At 59.2% G+C, this 16,277-nt stretch carries 14 protein-coding genes; 5 read left to right on the top strand and 9 right to left on the bottom strand.

Translation table 11 applies throughout. The features are described 5' to 3' along the window. Window positions 1–23: 23 nt before the first annotated feature. Entirely contained in the window at window positions 24–1,541 is a 1,518-nt protein-coding gene (locus SIC14_RS16650) for a class I adenylate-forming enzyme family protein (protein WP_412565887.1), read from the bottom strand. Between the two features lie 64 nt (window positions 1,542–1,605). Here SIC14_RS16650 and SIC14_RS16645 point away from each other — a divergent pair, with 64 nt between their 5' ends. Then, window positions 1,606–2,232, top strand: a complete 627-nt coding sequence (locus tag SIC14_RS16645) for a helix-turn-helix domain-containing protein (protein WP_412563028.1) — start codon at window positions 1,606–1,608, stop codon at window positions 2,230–2,232. 175 nt (window positions 2,233–2,407) lie between these two features. Here the strand turns inward: SIC14_RS16645 and SIC14_RS16640 are convergent, their stop codons facing one another. After that, complete coding sequence (locus SIC14_RS16640) at window positions 2,408–2,521, bottom strand: entericidin EcnA/B family protein (protein WP_412563027.1); 114 nt, start codon at window positions 2,519–2,521, stop codon at window positions 2,408–2,410. Between the two features lie 5 nt (window positions 2,522–2,526). Continuing rightward, entirely contained in the window at window positions 2,527–4,341 is a 1,815-nt protein-coding gene (locus tag SIC14_RS16635) for an extracellular solute-binding protein (protein WP_412563026.1), read from the bottom strand. Window positions 4,342–4,706: 365 nt separating this feature from the next. Between SIC14_RS16635 and SIC14_RS16630 the strand changes: the two genes are divergently transcribed. Both SIC14_RS16630 and SIC14_RS16625 read left to right on the top strand, forming a co-directional pair. Beyond that, the gene (locus SIC14_RS16630; RefSeq protein WP_412563025.1) at window positions 4,707–5,480 is read left to right on the top strand and encodes a 3-hydroxybutyrate dehydrogenase; all 774 of its coding nucleotides are present in this window, start codon (window positions 4,707–4,709) and stop codon (window positions 5,478–5,480) included. A gap of 76 nt (window positions 5,481–5,556) precedes the next feature. Beyond that, the gene (locus tag SIC14_RS16625) at window positions 5,557–6,594 is read left to right on the top strand and encodes a patatin-like phospholipase family protein (protein ID WP_412563024.1); all 1,038 of its coding nucleotides are present in this window, start codon (window positions 5,557–5,559) and stop codon (window positions 6,592–6,594) included. Between the two features lie 9 nt (window positions 6,595–6,603). Here SIC14_RS16625 and SIC14_RS16620 read toward each other — a convergent pair whose 3' ends face one another. The 3 genes from SIC14_RS16620 to SIC14_RS16610 all read right to left on the bottom strand — a co-directional run bounded on the left by SIC14_RS16620 (window position 6,604) and on the right by SIC14_RS16610 (window position 9,216). Next, window positions 6,604–7,290: a DUF502 domain-containing protein gene (locus SIC14_RS16620; RefSeq protein ID WP_412563023.1), complete on the bottom strand. Its 687-nt coding sequence runs from the start codon at window positions 7,288–7,290 to the stop codon at window positions 6,604–6,606. 118 nt (window positions 7,291–7,408) lie between these two features. Then, window positions 7,409–8,314: a pseudouridine-5'-phosphate glycosidase gene (locus tag SIC14_RS16615; protein ID WP_412563022.1), complete on the bottom strand. Its 906-nt coding sequence runs from the start codon at window positions 8,312–8,314 to the stop codon at window positions 7,409–7,411. Beyond that, window positions 8,311–9,216 (bottom strand): PfkB family carbohydrate kinase, encoded by a 906-nt coding sequence (locus SIC14_RS16610; protein WP_412563021.1) that lies wholly within the window; start codon window positions 9,214–9,216, stop codon window positions 8,311–8,313. The genes SIC14_RS16615 and SIC14_RS16610 overlap by 4 nt, the downstream gene beginning before the upstream one ends. Before the next feature lie 353 nt (window positions 9,217–9,569). Here SIC14_RS16610 and rpsB point away from each other — a divergent pair, with 353 nt between their 5' ends. Continuing rightward, window positions 9,570–10,337 carry a 30S ribosomal protein S2 gene (gene rpsB / locus SIC14_RS16605; protein ID WP_412563020.1) on the top strand — a complete coding sequence of 256 codons (768 nt, stop codon included), beginning with the start codon at window positions 9,570–9,572 and terminating at the stop codon, window positions 10,335–10,337. 76 nt (window positions 10,338–10,413) lie between these two features. Further along, entirely contained in the window at window positions 10,414–11,292 is an 879-nt protein-coding gene (tsf, locus tag SIC14_RS16600) for a translation elongation factor Ts (RefSeq protein WP_412563019.1), read from the top strand. Between the two features lie 513 nt (window positions 11,293–11,805). Here tsf and SIC14_RS16595 read toward each other — a convergent pair. The 3 genes from SIC14_RS16595 to SIC14_RS16585 form a co-directional block, all read right to left on the bottom strand. Continuing rightward, on the bottom strand, window positions 11,806–12,561 hold the full coding sequence (locus SIC14_RS16595; protein ID WP_412563018.1) for a LuxR family transcriptional regulator: 756 nt from the start codon (window positions 12,559–12,561) through the stop codon (window positions 11,806–11,808). Window positions 12,562–12,834: 273 nt separating this feature from the next. Next, the gene (locus SIC14_RS16590; RefSeq protein WP_412563017.1) at window positions 12,835–14,079 is read right to left on the bottom strand and encodes an NAD(P)/FAD-dependent oxidoreductase; all 1,245 of its coding nucleotides are present in this window, start codon (window positions 14,077–14,079) and stop codon (window positions 12,835–12,837) included. Next, complete coding sequence (locus SIC14_RS16585) at window positions 14,076–16,271, bottom strand: dehydrogenase E1 component subunit alpha/beta (RefSeq protein WP_412563016.1); 2,196 nt, start codon at window positions 16,269–16,271, stop codon at window positions 14,076–14,078. The genes SIC14_RS16590 and SIC14_RS16585 overlap by 4 nt, the downstream gene beginning before the upstream one ends. Window positions 16,272–16,277 lie beyond the last annotated feature (6 nt).

Below are 16,277 nucleotides of genomic sequence, written 5' to 3'. Positions count from 1 at the left end.
CGAGGCTCAGCTGGGCGGTTGTTTCAGCGGTTGTTGCGATAGAGCGCCTGCAGGGCTTTGCGCGACAGCTTGCCATTGGGATTGGTGGGCAGGGCCTCAAGATGCACCCAAATCCGGGGCTGTTTATACTGCGCCAGTCGTTCTTTGGCGAAGTTGGAAAGCACATCATTTTCAATCGGTTCTGCGGCAGTATAAAAGCAGGCAATGAGGCGCGTGTCGGCCTTCACTTCCACATCCGTCACCCCCAAGGCGGTCACCCCGGGCAGATCCGCCAAGGCCGCCTCCACCTCCAGTGGTGAGACGCGGTAGCCGCCAGCGTTCATCATGTCGTCCCCACGACCCGCATAATTGATCTGCCCGTCGGGCTGCATAACGCCGTGATCGCCGGTCTGGAACCAGTCGCCAGTAAACCGTGCCGCGGTGGCCTCAGCGGCGCCGAAATACCCTAACATCAGACCCGGGTCTGTGCAGTGAATGCAAATTTCACCCTCTTCTCCGTGTTTTACGGCACCATGTTCATTTCGGATCGCAACCCGTCGCCCGCGTTGCGGACGCCCCAGACTGCCCTCGATTGCAGGGCGCAAAGGACTGGCTGAGATGAAGGTCGAACATTCCGACATGCCGTAGGCTTCGTAAATTTTCTTGCCGCCGGTGGCTTTGCACCAGGATGCGCGCAGGCTTTCCGACAGTTTTTCACCGGCTGCCATTCCGTGCCGAAACGCAGGCAGGTCTAGCGTGCTGTGCTGCTGCAAGATCTTGCGGTAAACCCCCGGCGCTGCTGCAAAAAGTGTCGCTTCGTGGTCGTGCAGAAGCTTGGGCAGCTGATCTAGTGCAACCCCTTCGGCGGGGATCAGGGCGGTTGCGCCAACAGACCACGGGTCCATCAACCCGGTGCCAAGTGTGAAGGTCCAGTTGAACGCACCCGCGTGGAGCAGCCGGTCCTCCTGATGCAGGCCGTACCAGCCCTGATGCATCATCCGTCGCGCCCAAATCGCGCGATGGGCATGCATCACCGCCCGCGGCGTGCCAGAGGTGCCGGAGGTGTAGATGATATAGGCAAGCCGCTCGGGATCGCCCATGTCATAAGCGGCCGGCGCGAGGGTGCGCATTTCCGCAAGCTCGGAGGTGGTCACAATCTCACCCCCCTCCGGACAGGCCACGGCAGGGTCACGCAGCACCGCCCGCGGCGACAGCTGCGTCCCCATTTTGGCCACCTCAGCCTCGGTCAGCATCGCCGACGTTGGCACCGGCACCAACCCCACAGCAATGGCTCCAAGGTAAGCAATCGGGAAATCCACCGTATTGCCCAGCCGCATCAACAGGATGTCGCCGGGCTGATAACCGCGCGCCAACAGCCCCGCACCGGTTCCCAGCACCGCCTGTTTCAACGCTTTGAAGCTCCAGCGTTCCACGTGATCGGGGGACAGCACGGCAAGGGCGCATTTGTCCGCCAGCCGGTCGGCCTCGGCCAGCACATGTGCCGCTAGATTAAAGGGCGTGGGGCAGGGCGCAAAGGCGCCTTCGTCGAAAACTGCTTGCATGGTTTCGGGATACGCAGTGGCAAGCCGCGTTGCAAGATGCGACGCAGCGGCGTATGACAGCGACATGACAGAACATCTGCCTCAAGGATCGATCGTTCAGATCGCGCGGGAAAACGGCAATCAGGAAAGCCCTGAACCGTTGGATCTGCCCAACCGCGTGCGTGAGCTGCGCAAATCACGCGGGTTGACGCTGGAACAGGCCGCCGGTCAGGCGGGGCTGGCGCGTTCAACCCTGTCAAAGATCGAAAACGGTCAGATGTCGCCCACCTATGAAGCGCTGAAGAAACTGGCCACCGGTCTGGAAATCTCGGTGCCGCAGCTGTTTACCCCGCCAAGCCGTGAAAAGGTCAACGGACGCATGGCCCTCACGCGCAACGAAGAAGGCGCCGGCCACGCCACCGCCACCTATGAACATGAGATGCTGGGCGGCAGCCTGACCAAGAAACACATGCTGCCCTACCGCGCCCGTGTCCGGGCCCGCTCAATGGACGAGTTCGACGGCTGGGTGCGCCATGACGGTGAAGAGTTCCTCTATGTGCTGACCGGTGTGGTGCGGCTCTACACTGAGTTTTACGAACCGGTTGAAATGCGCCGCGGCGACAGCGCCTATTACGATGCCACCATGGGGCACAATGTGATCTCCCTCAGTGCCGAGGATGCCACCATCCTTTGGGTCACCTCGCTGGTTTAATCGAATTGGGGGCGTTGCCCCCGCGCCTCTGGCGTTCCCCCAGAGTAGTTTTGGCAAGATGAAACGCGGCTTTCTTCTTGGGTCAAATATCCCCGCCGGAGGCGGAACCCGCTTAGGGGTTGTAACAAAAAGCGGCCCCGAAGGGCCGCCTGTGCACTGCAATTACACGATTTGCTCAGAACCAGCCCTGTACCCGGCGTGAGCCGCCGGAGATATCCTGGCCGATGCCCTCTATTGTGGCGCAGCCAGCCAGGAGGGTGAGCGTTGCAATGACAAAGAGCTTTTTCATGGAGTTTACTCCTCAGACCACCACAGATCCGGCGTCCAGCCGATACGGTCCCCATAAATCGGGGTGTTTTGCGGGAATTGCAACTCTTTCCCGTGTGCAATCCGGCTGGGGCCACCGGCCCAGAGAGGGATGACGTAGCGGCCGGCCATCAACTGGCGGTCCAAGGCGCGGGTGGCGGCGGTGAAATCTTCGCTGCTGGCGGCGGTCAACATGGCGTTGATGGTGGCGTCGATCGCTTCGGATTTAACGCCCATCAGGTTGCGCGAACCTTCGATGTCGGCCTGTGCGGTGCCCCAGTAGAGGTTCTGCTCATTGCCCGGGCTTAGCGACAGGTAGCGCACATAGGGCATCATGTCGAAGTCCTGCTTGTCGCGGCGTTCGGCAAATTGGGCGTTGTCAACCTGGGTGATTTCCATCGTGATGCCCAGACGGCTGAGGGCTTCACGGTAGATCTCCATGATGGTCTGGGCCTCTTTGTCGCCCTGACGGATCACGGATTCAAAGGTGAACGGGCGGCCTTCACCGTCCATCATCTTGCCATCGGTGACGGTCCAGCCGGCCTCGGCCAGCAGGTCACTTGCCCGTTTGATGTCAGTGCGGTTGCGCGGGCTGGCATCCCCTTCGGGCAGGGTCAGGCCTTCGATGGTGCCGGGCAGCAGCTGGTCGCCGAAGCCTTGCAGCAGCTCCAGCGTTTTGCCTTCAGCGGCGCCGGGGCGCAGTCCGAGGTGTGAGTTGGAGAAATACGACCCGATGCGTTCCTGACGGCCGCCGGTTACCGTTTCATTCACATAGGTGAAGTTGAAAGCGGTGATCATCGCCTCGCGCACACGCCAGTCGGCAAAGACCGGCGAACGCGAATTCATCACATAGCCGACCATGCCGGTGGGCCGTTCATGACCCACTTCGGATTTGACAATCTCGCCGGATTGCACAGCGGGGAAATCATATTGGCTGGCCCATTTTTCCGCATTGCCTTCGCGGTAGAAGTTCAGCTCGCCCGCCTTAAAGGCTTCGAACAGCACTGCCTGATCGCCAAAGAACTCGATCCTCAGCTCGTCGAAGTTCGATGAGCCTTGTTTGAAGGCCAGATCCTTGCCCCAATAATCCGGGTTCCGCTTGAGCGAGACGTAGCGGCCGCCCTCATAGTCCTCAACCACATAGGGTGCCGAGGTCAGCGGGATGTCGTTCAGGTCACCGCCGGTCAGACCAATCTCTTCCCATTGGGATTTCTTCAGGATCGGGCGCATGCCGGCGATCAGCGCCAGCTCGCGGTCCTCGACGTTAAAGCTGATCTTTACAGAGCGGTCGCCGGTCTGTTCGATCTTGTCGACCTTGCCCCAGAAGCCGCGGTAGCGCGGGTGGCCTTCGGTACCAAGCGTTTCATAGGACCAAATCACATCCTCAACAGTGACCGGGCTGCCGTCGCTGAATTTTGCCTCAGGGCGCAGGGTGAACTCGACCCAGGAGCGGTCTTCGGGCACTTCGATGGATTCTGCCAGCAGCCCGTAAAGGGTGAAGGGTTCGTCCCAGCTGCGCCCCATGAGTGATTCGGAAATGAAGAACCGCAGCTGCCAAGGCACGGTGCCTTTGCGGATAAACGGGTTCAGAGAGTCGAAACCACCTGTGTTGCCTTCGACAAACGAACCACCTTGGGGTGCATTGACGTTTGCGTAAGGAAGTGCGGTGTAATCTGCCGGCAACGCTGGATCGCCGTACATTGCGATCCCGTGCTGTGGTTCCGCTTGTGCGGTGGAGGCCAACAAAACAAGTGCTGCGGCGCTGGTGGCCTGCTTCAATCGGGGGAAAATAACTGGTCGCATTCTGGCAACAATCCTACTCTGCCTTATTTTCTTTATACTTAGCCTAAAACGCGATTCATCTCATTACAATTTTTTAGCTTGGAAGCTGGCGGCGTTTTGCTTATAAAGGGGTTACTGCTCGATAGGTTTCTTGCCTGTATGAAACCTGCCTCAATAACTTTACGCCGGCCTTGTGCCGGCGTTTTTTTTTGGCTTTCTCTCAGGTTTTTCTGGATTTTACCCGGTCTCGGCCTGTTGCAGTTCAAAGGCGAATCATCCCCGTTTCGAACCCCATCTGCGTAGTTCTGCTGACTCGCATAGGGCCCGTTTGAGGGTTATGCTGCGCCTGCAAAACGATATTTCGACGCGAGGCAAGGGAAGAGCAGATGACATTGCAGGGCAAAACGGCGGTAATCACCGGATCGAATTCGGGGATTGGTTTGGGTGTGGCGCGGGAACTGGCGCGGGCCGGGGCCGATGTGGTGCTGAACTCTTTTACCGATCGCGATGAGGATCACGCGCTGGCCGCAGCGCTCGGCGAAGAGTTTGGCGTCACTGCACGCTACATTCAGGCTGATATGTCCAAGGCCGATGCCTGTCGCGCCCTGGTCGAAAAATCGGGCGCCTGTGACATCCTGGTCAACAACGCCGGTATTCAGCATGTTGCCCCGATCCCCGAGTTTTCTGCGGAAAAATGGGATGCCATCATCGCGATCAACATGTCCTCGGCGTTTCATACCACGGCGGCGGCGCTGCCGATGATGCGCAAGGCTGGTTGGGGCAGGGTGGTCAACATTGCCTCGGCCCACAGGTTGACGGCGTCGCCGTTCAAATCGGCCTATGTGGCGGCAAAACACGGTGTGGTGGGGCTGACCAAGGTGACGGCACTGGAAACCGCGCGGGAAGACATCACCTGCAACGCCATCTGTCCCGGCTATGTGGCCACCCCGCTGATCGAGGCGCAGATCCCCGATACAATGGCGAAGTACAACATGAGCCGGGAAGATGTGGTTGAAAAGATCCTGCTGGAACGCCAGCCCTCCAAACAGTTCGCCAGTGTTGAACAGGTGGGCGGCACCACGGTCTTCCTGTGCTCGGAGACGGCCAGCCAGATCACTGGCACCTCGATCTCGGTCGATGGCGGCTGGACGGCGCTGTAAGGATTTCTTTACCTCGGCGCAATATCAGGCCCATAGGCTGTGGCATATGGGGCAGTGACATCAGGCGGACAGGGCAATGACGGTCAAACGGATCAACTTGGCCCTTCAGGGCGGCGGTGCTCATGGCGCCTTTACCTGGGGTGTACTGGACCGGCTGCTGGAAGATGAGCGGCTGGAGATTGCAGGGATTTCGGGCGCGTCTGCGGGTGCGATGAACGGGGCTGCGTTGAAATCCGGTTGGGTTGAGGCGGGGCGTCGCGGTGCAAAAGAGCGGCTTGACTGGCTGTGGCAACAGTTGGGGGCGGTTCAGGATATGCGTCTGACCTCTTGGCTGACCGGGTTTGCCCCTGACACCGGCGCAATCAGTGCTGCAATGGAATATGCGCTGCCGTTCACTTTTGCGGAATCGCTGTCGCGCCTAACCTCGCCCTACAGTTTTGGACCGTTCTATCAGAACCCGTTGACCCCGGTGGCCGAGGCTTTTGATTACGACAAGGTCTGTGACAGCTGCGGTCCTGCTCTATTTGTCGGGGCAACCAATGTGCGCAGCGGCAAGGTGCGGATCTTCTCTGGCACAGAGATTTCGACAGAGGTTCTGCTGGCTTCGGCCTGCCTGCCAACGATGTTCCAGGCGGTGCAATTACGGGATCCCGAAACCGGCGAAGAAGAGGCGTTCTGGGACGGTGGATATTCCGGCAATCCAGCGCTTTTTCCGTTGTTTTACAGTGGCTTGCCAGACGATATTGTGGTGGTCAATATCAATCCGCTAGACCGCGCAGATCTGCCAGTGACCCCGCAGCAGATCAACAATCGGATCAATGAGATCAGCTTCAACTCCTCGCTGCTGCGCGAACTGCGGGTGATCGCCTATGCCCAGTCGCTGGATCTGGATCCCGATCGGCAGGATGGTTTGGCGCGGGCACGGGTGCATATGATTGCTGACAATGCTTTGATGAACGACCTGTCGGTGATGACCAAACTGGTGCCAAGCCCGGTGGTGCTGGCCCGGCTAAAGGCTGCGGGACGTCAGGCGGCGGAAACTTTCCTTGCCACCCATTTTGACGATCTCAATCAACGCAGTAGCGTGGATTTGCAGGCGATGTTCGACGACTAGGATCTGGGGTTATTTGGACGGCTTGCTGGGATCTTTGCCGTTGGGGTAGACCAACCCGGCCGAGATCACCAGTTTCGCCGCATCCTCCACACTCATGTCCAGCTCCATCACGTCTTTGCGTGGGAAGTAGAGCAGGAACCCAGAGGTTGGGTTTGGCGTGGTGGGCACAAAAATGCTGAGCAGGTCATTGTCATCCCCGCCCGCGCGCGCGGCCACCTCACCCTTGGCCTCGGTCGAGACAAAACCAATCGCCCAGATGCCTTTGCGCGGATATTCGATCAGGCAGGCGCGTTCAAACGACCGTTCGGATTGGGCAAAGACGGTTTCGGCGATCTGTTTGACACCGGAATAGATCGAGCGAACCACCGGCATTCGCCGCACCAGACTTTCGGCGAAGCGGATCAACGAGCGGCCCATCAGCCCTTTGGCCACCCAGCCAACCAACACCGTGAAGACCAGGAAGAACAGGATCCCGACGCCGCGCAGGTTGATGCCGATATAGGGTTCGGGTTTGAACCGTTCCGGCACCAGCGGTAGCACAAAGCCATCCACCCAGCCCGCAACGCTCCAGATGAACCAGATCGTCAGCCCGACAGGGGCAATCACCACAATACCGGTCAGAAACGACGAACGCAGCCGTGCAAACAGCCCCGGCTTGCGCGGTTTTGGAAGGTCTTCGTCAAAAGGTGTGGTCATGGGCGATAGGTGTCTGAAAACAAGGTTAAAGCCTATCTAGGGGCTTTACCCCCACATCACAATGACTTGCAGTGTCGCAAGCACGATGCAGGGGGAAAACCGCTGATTTGGGGCTGGATCAGACCATTTCGCGCGCAATGGCGCTGGCCAGACGGGCGTTGTTGAGGACCAGCGCAATGTTGGCCTCCAGCGATTTGCCCTCGGTCAGCTCAAAGATGCGTTGCAACAGGAAGGGCGTGACCTCTTTGCCTTTGATGCCTTTTTCCTCGGCCTCTGCGGTGGCGGCATCGATGATCGGGTTCATCTCTGCCTGCGGGATTTCGGCGGCTGCCGGGATTGGGTTGGCAATCAGCTGCCCGCCGGGCAGGCCCAGCTGGCCCCGCATCTGATGGGCTTTCGCCATTTCCGCAGCTGCGTCCATCCGCAGGGGCGAGGCCAGCGGCGAGGTGGCAGACCAGAAGGCCGGGAAGCTGTCCTGACCATAGGTGATGACCGGAACACCTTGAGTTTCCAGCACTTCCAGCGTTTTCGGCACATCGAGGATCGCCTTGGCGCCCGCCGCGATAACGGTCACCGGGGTGGCGGCCAATTCCAGCAGATCGGCGGAGATGTCGAAGCTGTCTTCGGCGCCTTTATGCACGCCGCCAATGCCGCCGGTGGCAAAGACGTGGATGCCAGCCAGATGCGCGGCAATCATGGTGGCGGCCACAGTGGTGGCGCCGGTGCGGCCCTGCGCCATGATCACGGCCATATCGGCGCGGCTGATCTTGGCCACATCCTTGGCCTGCGCCAGTGCTTCCAGCTGGGCATCGGTCAGACCCGCGTGCAGCGTGCCGTCCAGCACGGCGATGGTCGCGGGCACGGCGCCTGCGTTGCGCACCTCATCCTCCACCCGGCGGGCGGTTTCGAGGTTCTGCGGATAGGGCATCCCGTGGGTGATAATGGTGCTTTCCAGCGCCACAATGGCTTTGCCCTCCGCTTGAGCGGCGGCAACTTCGGGGCTGAGTACAGGTTTCAGGCTCATGCGGGGAGTTCTCCGGAGACGTAGATTGCGGCGGCATGCAGGGCGCGTTCCAGCGCGGCCTCACGGGTCATGCCAGACAGTTCGGCGGCCATATGAGCGGCCATAAAGGTGTCACCTGCGCCGGTGATGCGGGTGACCAGCACTTCGGGCGGGCAGGCGGTGATGACGCCAGCGGCGGTGCCATCAGAACAGGGCTTGGCCCCATTGGTGACCAATGCCCGCTTGGCGCCGCGCTCGATGAGGGCGGCGGCGGCCGCTTCGGAGTTTTCAAAGGTGCGCTGGCACAGCAGCCCCGCCTCTTCGAGGTTCACATAAAGCACCGCACGGGAATGGCGCAGGAAGGGGGCCAGCCGTTCGGCCTTGCCGGGTGAGGCGGGGGCAACCCGCAGGTCCGCCTTGGCAAAGGCCGCATCGGTGGCAATCTCTTCCAGCAGCGCGTGGGTCAGGTTGCCATCCAGCGCAATCAGCCCTTCAAACGGCGCCGCACGGGTGCCAAGCGGCCCCTCAATCAGCGGCGTCAGAATGCGTGGGCCGGCGGCCTCCAGCGAATGGGCATCCGCAATGGCGGCGATCAACCCGTTGGCGCCTTCAATGGCCATATATTGATCAGTGGGCAGATCGTCGGAGCGATAGGCGTGTTCGGTCGACACCCCCAGACGGCCACAGGCCGCCATCAGCTCTTCGCCCTCTGGGTCGCGGCCAATCGCGGTCAGTGCCGAAGGGTTCAGGCCAAAGCGCCCCAGCGCCATGGCAATGTTCAGCGCCACCCCGCCGGGGATCCGCTCAATCCGACCCGGCACATCCGAACCGGCCCGCATCGCAATTGTCGCACGGCCCACAACGTCCCAAAGGACGGAGCCAATGCACAGGATTTGTTGTTTCATATCAGTTGGTTGATCCATGCCTGTTGTCACCTAGACTATGATGTTCAAGCTAAGGGTCGGCGCGGTCTTGCCACGCTCCCTTTCCGCTGGTTTGACTGTTGGATCTGTTGTAGCAGTCAGCAGGCGAAGCGTCACACCATAGAGAGATTTCCGGCAGGCTCAAGTGGTGGAAAACACCTCGCGCGGGCGCATTGCGGAAAACTTGGCGTTTCCTGTCCGATAGTCCTTGCCACCCTTCTAATTCCCGTCTATACGCGCGGCACTTCACAGGCGGGGTTGGGCCTTGCAGGGAGACATCCTGTAACGGTCCGCCGGTTGGGCACATGCCCTTGAAAGCCCCGCTTAGGTACAAACCGGAAAGGAATAAGAGAATGGCTCTTCCTGAATTCACTCTGCGCCAGCTGCTTGAAGCCGGCGTTCACTTTGGTCACCAGACCCAGCGTTGGAACCCCCGCATGGGTCCGTATATCTACGGCTCGCGCAACGGCATCCACATCATGGACCTGACCCAGACTGTTCCGCTGCTGGACCAGGCTCTGAAAGCTGTACGTGACACCGTTGCCAAAGGCGGCCGTGTTCTGTTCGTTGGCACCAAGCGTCAGGCCGCTGGCCCGGTTGCTGAAGCCGCTGAGAAATGCGCACAGTACTACATGAACCACCGTTGGCTGGGCGGCACGCTGACCAACTGGCAGACCGTTTCGCAGTCGATCAACCGTCTGAAAGAGATCGACGAGAAGCTGGCATCGGGCGCAGAAGGCCTGACCAAGAAAGAGCGTCTGAACATGGAACGTGACCAGGGCAAGCTGCAGGCTTCGCTGGGCGGTATCCGTGAAATGGGCGGCGTTCCTGATCTGCTGTTCGTCATCGACGTTAAAAAAGAAGCCCTGGCCATCGCAGAAGCCAACAAGCTGGGTATCCCGGTTGTGGCTGTTGTGGACACCAACTGCTCGCCTTCTGGTGTTGATTACATCATCCCCGGCAACGACGACGCAGCCCGCGCCATCGCTCTGTACACCGACCTGGTCAGCCGCGCTGCCCTCGACGGCATGTCGGCTCAGATGGACGCCGCTGGCGTTGACCTGGGGGCGCTGGAAGAAGGCATGGTTGAAGAAGCCGCTGCCGAAGGCGCCGAAGCTTAAGCTTCGTCACGTTACTGACACGGGGGTCGGTTAGGGCCGCCCCCGATAGTTCAATTTTCTACCAAGGGAGCCTCTCATGGCGATCACTGCAAAGATGGTGAAAGAACTGCGCGACTCGACCGGCGCAGGCATGATGGACGCGAAAAAAGCGCTGACCGAAACCGATGGCGACATGGACGCTGCGGTTGATTGGCTGCGCACCAAAGGTCTGGCGAAAGCCGCCAAGAAATCGGGCCGCACTGCAGCCGAGGGCCTTGTTGCTCTGGCCGTTGAAGGTGGCAAGGGTGTTGCCGTTGAGGTGAACTCGGAAACCGACTTCGTTGCGAAAAACGCTGATTTCCAGGACATGGTTAAAGGCATCGCTGGCGCAGCTCTGAACGTTTCTGACGTTGAAGCGCTGGCCGCTGCAGACATGGGTGGTAAGTCGGTTGCCGACACCATCACCGACAAAATCGCCACCATCGGCGAAAACATGTCGCTGCGCCGTATGGCCTCGGTTGAGGGTGACGTTGTTGCTTCTTACGTGCACAACGCAGCCGCCGCTGGCCTGGGCCAGATCGGTGTTCTGGTTGCGCTGAAAGGTGGCGACGAAGCGTTTGGCAAACAGGTTGCAATGCACATTGCCGCCGCCAACCCGCTGGCCCTGGGCGAATCAGACCTGGACGCCGACGTTGTTGCCAAAGAGCGTCAGGTTCAGATCGACATCGCCAAGGAATCGGGCAAGCCCGACGCCGTGATCGAGAAAATGATCGTTGGCCGCATGAAGAAATACATCGCCGAAAGCACCCTGCTGGGTCAGGCGTTTGTTGTGAACCCCGACCTGACCGTTGAGAAAGCGGCCGCCGAAGCTGGCGCCGAAGTTCTTGGCTTTGTCCGTCTGGAAGTGGGCGAAGGCATCGAGAAAAAAGAAGAAGATTTCGCAGCAGAAGTTGCGGCCGCAGTGAAAGGCGCCTAAGCGTCCTTCGTTCCGGTTCTTCGGAAAAGAAACGCCTCACGTGCAAACGTGGGGCGTTTTTGTTTGGGCGCAGCGCTATGTGGGCGCAGGACAATGTCGGGGCAGGGCGTCTTCCAAACGGCATGCAAACCTCGGCCGCTCAAGCGGTAACCGTGTCTGAATAGCGGGCATCTGGAAAGGCGAACGGCGCCGTCTGAAAAAGACGACGCCGTTCTATAAAACCGAGCACACCCCTGGACGATTGGGGATGAGCGGGGATGAGCCCGACGACCGGCCCATACGCGATCAATAAGCGCACAGACCGGCAAACCGGAAAACCGGACGAAGATCAGAGCCTCGCAATCACAAGGGCTTATCTCCGCATGTTCCCTGGCCAAAGCCACCACTCACGGAACACCTGTAAGATGCATTTTTCCGCGCAAATTCGAAAGTATGGAAAACCGTACCTTTTGTTAACCACGCCAATCTGGGGTGATTTCTGCACACGATTTCAGAGACTTAAACGTCTGACAATTACGCTTCGATGACGAACATCTGGTTTTGTAGCGCGGCCTTCAAAACCGCCTGCGCTGTTGTTTCCACATTCAGCGATTCTCGCGCAAGCCGCAGATGTTTTTCCACCGTTGCCTGGGTCAAACCCATCAGCAGTGCAATGTCCTGGGTGGTTTTGCCGTCTCCAACCCATTCCAGCGCTTCTTTCTGCCGTTTTGTCAGGGTTCGGCTGGGCGCGGAATAGGGCAGGGTCATGATTTTCAGGTGACAGATGTTGTTCATCACCAGGATCTCATCACCATGCGCCGCCCAGACGTCATCCGCCTCAGCCTGAGTCATCTCAGGGTGTGCGGTCAACGCAATTGCGCCCTTGGCCCGGGGTGAGATCGACTTGAAGCTGATGGAATAGCCGGCGGTCACATGCATAGAGCGGTTAAACTCCAGCACACGACGCTCACTTTCGGTGAGCGCGCCTTGCGACATCATCTCGCCAAGAATGCTCCAGCTGGCGGCGCCTTCATTTTCCAGAACCCATTTCACCATCGGCCCATGAAAATACAGTCCTTGGCCCATGAACACATCTGTGTAAGCCGGATCGTGATTGGTCAGGACGATGAAGTCATCGGGATCGCCAAGCGAGTTGGAAGTCCGATAGCGGGTGAAGCCATAGAGCAGACGGTCAAAGCCATAGCTCGCCATCTTGCGCGTGTGCATATCCCAAAGCTCTTCGATGCTCTGCGTGTTTGTCAGAGCCTGAAGATATCTGCTGGTGCTCATCCCGTCCTCGGTCGTCGAAATCGTCTACTTGGCCAAACTTCTGTCGTCCTCAGAAGCGCCATGACTGGTTACTTTCCCGCAGCTTACATCCCATGCGCGTGTTCTGTCGAGGCCTGCAACGCGGTTTTTGGTTCAAGCGCTGCTGGCACTCAACACATTTGTATCAGGGCGTCAGATATCGCTGTGCTTTGCTGGGCTATTATTTACCATAATACAGATTATACGATTTATGGCGGTGCCAGCCTGGAGCCGTTTGTGTTGGAAGATCTGCCATCAAATCAAGTGCATAACCCGCGCCCCTGTTTCGTAATAAACGCTGCGCAGATTTGAGAATGCATCGTTGTGCTGATCGACCGGCGCCACGGGCAACACGTCTTCCGAACCATTCAGCAACGCGTCTGCTGCCGCTGCACCAAAGACGGTGCCAGGTCCAATGCCACGGCCTGAATATCCAAAAATGACAAAGCCTTGCGGCCCAATCCTCATGACTTTCGGGAGATGGTCTCCGGTCATGGCGATGCGCCCCGACCAGAAATGTGTGAGCTGAGTATCCTGTAGCGCTGGGAACATTTTGCCCAAGGCGCGTGTGGCCCAACGTTTGTGCAGCCCCAGTAGATCCGGTTTGCCCATGGCGCCAAACACCAGCCTGCCCGTCGCATCACGGCGGAAACTTTTCATGATCAACCCAGTGTCCCAACAGCCCTGCAATCCCGGTAGAATGCGCGCCAGCTGCACGTCTGTCATCGGTGCGGTTGCCAGTTGGAAATAATGTACAATTGGCGTTTTAGGCGTCTCACGCTGCGCCGCTGCTTCGCCGTAGGCATTGCCGGCAATCAGCACGGCACCTGCGCTGAGGACACCTCCTGCGCAGGTGACCTTCCAGCCTTGGCCATCGCGCTGAATTTGTGTTACTTTTGTGCCTTCATAGATCCGAGCACCAAGGCCTTGCGCCGCGCGCGCCAGACCTTTGACGTACCCCATCGGCTGGATGGTGCCGGCGCGCATGTCCTGCAAAGCACCGTAAACCTCTGCACTTCCAACCGCTTTTTGCGCCTCCACGGCGTTAAGGAGTGTTACCGGAGCCCCACGTGCAACCTGCTGACTGTAGCGGTTTTTCAGATCTTTCAAGCCGCGGGGCGCGTGGGCGCAATGCAGGGTTCCAGACCGCGTAGCCTCGCAAGAAATTCCGTATTCTTCGATGTTTTTGAACACTTTATCCGGCGCTCCTGCGAGGGATCGGTTCAGCTTTCTACCTGCCTCTTCCCCCAGTTGCGCCTCCACCGTGTCTGGCGGCAACCAGAGGCCGGCGTTGACCAGCCCGACGTTGCGCCCAGAGCCGCCGTAACCGATTGTTCTGCCTTCCAGAAGGATGACTTTCGCACCGCGTTTCGCCGCCTCCAGCGCTGCTGAGCATCCGGTGAAACCGCCGCCAACCACCACCAGATCAGCGGTGGTGCTGCCACTGAATGTGGATGTCGTTAGATGTTCTTCGCAACTCTCCTCCCAAAGGTTTTTCATTTGTTAAACAGTTCCTTAGCGGCTGAAACTATGCTGTCTTTCGATGGCATCGTGCTGGCATAGGCCGGACCCGTCGCGATGAAGCAATCTGTTGCCGCGACACGGGCGGTGCGGGACAGGCCAGCTTCGGTAAAGAGCGCCATCAGGGCCTCAGACTGCGATCCGGTGGTGCGGCACTCTTCGACGATCAGCACGTTCTTACAGGGGGCGAGCGCTTCCAGCAGCGCGTCTTTGGCCAGCGGGGCAAGCCAGCGCAGATCAATCACACGGGTGCGGACCCCCTGCTCTTCCAAGTGCTTGCGCGCTTGTTCAGATAGGTAAACGCCGTTGCCGTAGCTGACAATGGCCAGGTCGGTGCCGTCACCGCTTTGACCCAGGTCACCTGGCAGGATTTCGTGCCCTTCTTCCGGGTAATGCTGCATCCAGCCGCCGTCACCTGCCGAGTGCAGGTCGCGCATAGGGAGAAGTGCGATGGGATCGATCATGGCAACAACGCGCTGATTCTCCCGGGCCAAGCGCACGGCCGCACGGTACATGGCGACAGCATCCGCGCCATTGGAAGGGCAGCCGATCACAAGGCCCGGAATGTCGCGTAGAACCGCAAGCGAGTTGTCATTGTGGAAGTGGCCTCCAAAACCTTTCTGATAGCCAAGCCCTTGAATGCGCAGCACCATCGGATTGGTAAACTGTCCGTTGGAGAAAAACGGCAAAGTAGCCGCTTCGCCGCGGATCTGATCCTCTGCATTGTGCAGATAGGCCAGAAACTGAATTTCAGGGATCGGCACATAGCCCGCCTGCCCCATGCCAATCGCCAGTCCCAGAATACTCTGCTCATCCAGCAGCGTGTCGATCACGCGTGTGGAGCCGAATTTGCTCTGCAACCCTTTGGTGACTCCGTAAACACCACCTTTGCGCCCGACATCTTCGCCCATAAGCACCGTTTCAGGATGCCTCAGCATCAGGTCCGCAAGGCCAAGGTTAATCAATTTGTTCATCGGCTGCGGCTCGGACAAGGCGCGCATATCGGAACTGCCGAACAAGTCTTCACGGTCCTTGATGGTCGGCTTGTTCGAGGCCGGTCGCGCACGTGTTGGCGGGATCAGGGAGGCCACAACCTGTTCGGCGCTGTGCAGCTTTGGACGTTTCACAGCCTCCTCAGCGCGACTTTCGGTTTCTGCTTCAAGATCCTGATAAATAGACAGAATATCATCTCGTGATGCAGCACCTTCGGCAATCAGCCAGGCGCTTGTGTGCAGCAATGGGTCGTTGGCTTCTTGAGCCAGGATTTCGGATTTTGATCGATAGACCGCCTCCACGTCCGCGCCTGCATGGCCATAGAGCCTGACCGTCGAGACATGCAGGAACCCGGGCTTGCGCCGGGTGCGGATCCAGTCCGCCAGCGCACGCGCTTTAACGAAGGTTTCCACCAGATCGAGTCCGTTGCACGCCTCATAACGAATACCCGGACGTGCCTGCATCGAGGCCTCGACCCAACCCTTCGGGGTGGGCACGGAAATGCCGATCCCGTTGTCCTCGCAAACCATCATCAAGGGCAGCGGCACACCTTGGAAGGCGGTCCAGCCGGCAGTGTTAATCGCCCCTTGTGCGGTCGAATGGTTCAGCGAGGCGTCGCCGAAACTGCACATCGCAATTGCGTCGTCGGGAAACTCTGCCACCGGTGGCGGCAGGCGACGTGACATACCGATGGCATAGGCGGTGCCAAGGGCTTTGGGCAGATGGCTGGCGATGGTTGAGGTCTGTGGTGGGATGGAAAGTGCCTTTGATCCCAGAACTTTATGACGCCCTCCTGAGATCGGATCTTCGGCGGAGGCGGTGAAGCTCAGTAGCATATCCCACAGCGGATCCTGGCCCTTGACCTGACCAGAGCGGGCGATTTGAAAGGCGGCATCGCGGTAATGCAGGAAGGCAGGGTCGCTCACCCGCAAGGCGGCGGCGATGGCGGCGTTGCCTTCATGGCCAGAGGAGCCGATGGTGTAGAACCCCTGCCCGCGCGCCTGCAACTTGCGCGAAATTCGGTCCAACTGACGGCTCATGACCTGGGAGCGAAACAGTGCCATCAGCCCGTCTGCGCTTAGGCCAGAACCAGCGAGCGATGGACCTGTCACTTCCGGCAGGTCACCTTCCTTAACGCGGCGCAAAAAATTCTGATGTACAATCTCGGCGCGGTCCATAATTCC

This window comes from Thalassobius sp. MITS945101, from assembly GCF_047123305.1.
In the GTDB taxonomy this organism is placed as follows: Bacteria; Pseudomonadota; Alphaproteobacteria; order Rhodobacterales; family Rhodobacteraceae; genus Thalassobius.
Note: the sequence above shows the minus strand (reverse complement) of the source record. Positions and strands in the feature narration are given on the sequence as shown.